1 protein-coding gene is annotated in these 1,209 nt (G+C 67.2%); it reads right to left on the bottom strand.

Features of this window, described 5'->3' with window-relative positions:
* Window positions 1–55: 55 nt before the first annotated feature.
* A complete protein-coding gene (locus tag Q4I23_RS32730) occupies window positions 56–1,174 on the bottom strand; it encodes a CobW family GTP-binding protein (RefSeq protein WP_498529008.1) in 1,119 nt (372 codons plus the stop codon).
* Between the last annotated feature and the right edge of the window lie 35 nt (window positions 1,175–1,209).

Raw genomic sequence — 1,209 nt, 5'->3', positions numbered from 1 at the left:
CCCTAACCCTCCCCTGCAAAGCGGGGGAGGGCCGGGGTGGGGGCAGAGAGTGCCCTCAGGCCGCTCCCTCCGTCCCCCAAACGAACTGGTCGAACATCGGCTGGATCACCGTCTCGCCGATGTCGCGGGTGATGAAGACGATCTTGGAGCGGTGGTCCTCGCCGGGCCATTCCTGGAGCTGGACCGGCGGGTGGAACATGTGCTGCACGCCGTGCACGACGACGGGCAGCGGGCTTTCCTTCACGTTCAGCAGCCCCTTGATGCGCAGCAGGTTTTCCCCGCCGGCGGCGATCAGGGCCTCCATGAAGTCGACGAAGCCGTTCCATGGGATCGGCTCGTCCACCACCATGCAGAAGGCGCGGATGTGGTCGTCGTGCCGGTTGGCATCGTGGTGGTGATGGTCGTGATCGTGCCCGCAATCGGGGCCGCAGGCGTCGCCATGGTCGTGATGGTGATGCCCGTGATCATGGTCGTGCCCGTGATCATGATCATGATGATGGGCCTGCTCGTCGCGGTACGCCTCTTCCCGGAGCCAGCGCGCCACGTCGGGGCTCTTGGTGTCGGGGTTGTAGAGGCCGGCGTCGAACAGCTGCTTCGGGTCCACCTCGCCGAAGGCGGCGGGAATCTGCGGGGCCGCCGGGTTGATCGCCGACAGGCGTTGGCACAAAGCGAGCGTCGTGTGGGGCGTGGCGAGGTCGGTCTTGGTCAGCACGATGCGGTCGGCGACGGCGGCCTGCTTCACGCTCTCCGGCTGGCGGTCGAGCTGATTGGCGCCATGCACCGCGTCCACCGTGCTGATGACTCCGTCCAGGCGGAAGCGGGCGGCCAGCAGCGGGTCGCTCATCAGCGTGTGGATGATCGGGGCCGGATCGGCGAGGCCGGTGGTCTCCACCACCACCCGGTCGAACTCCGGGATGTCGCCGCGCACGCGCTTCAGGAACAGGTCGCGCAGCGTGTCGACGAGGTCGCCGCGGATGGTGCAGCACAGGCAGCCGCTGTCCATCAGCACCATGTTCTCCGACGCCTTGGCGACCAGCAGATGGTCCAGCCCGACCTCGCCGAACTCGTTGATGACTACGGCGGTGCGGGCCATGCCGGGATGGTGCAGGAGCCGTTGCAGCAGCGTGGTCTTGCCGCTGCCGAGGAAGCCGGTCAGCACCTGTCTCTTATACACAGCTGACGCTGCCGACGATTATCCGCGCGTGTGTG

The organism is Azospirillum sp. UFLA03-27 (assembly GCF_059803775.1).
The sequence above is the reverse complement of the archived record's forward strand: the minus strand, read 5'-3'. Positions and strand labels throughout refer to the sequence as shown.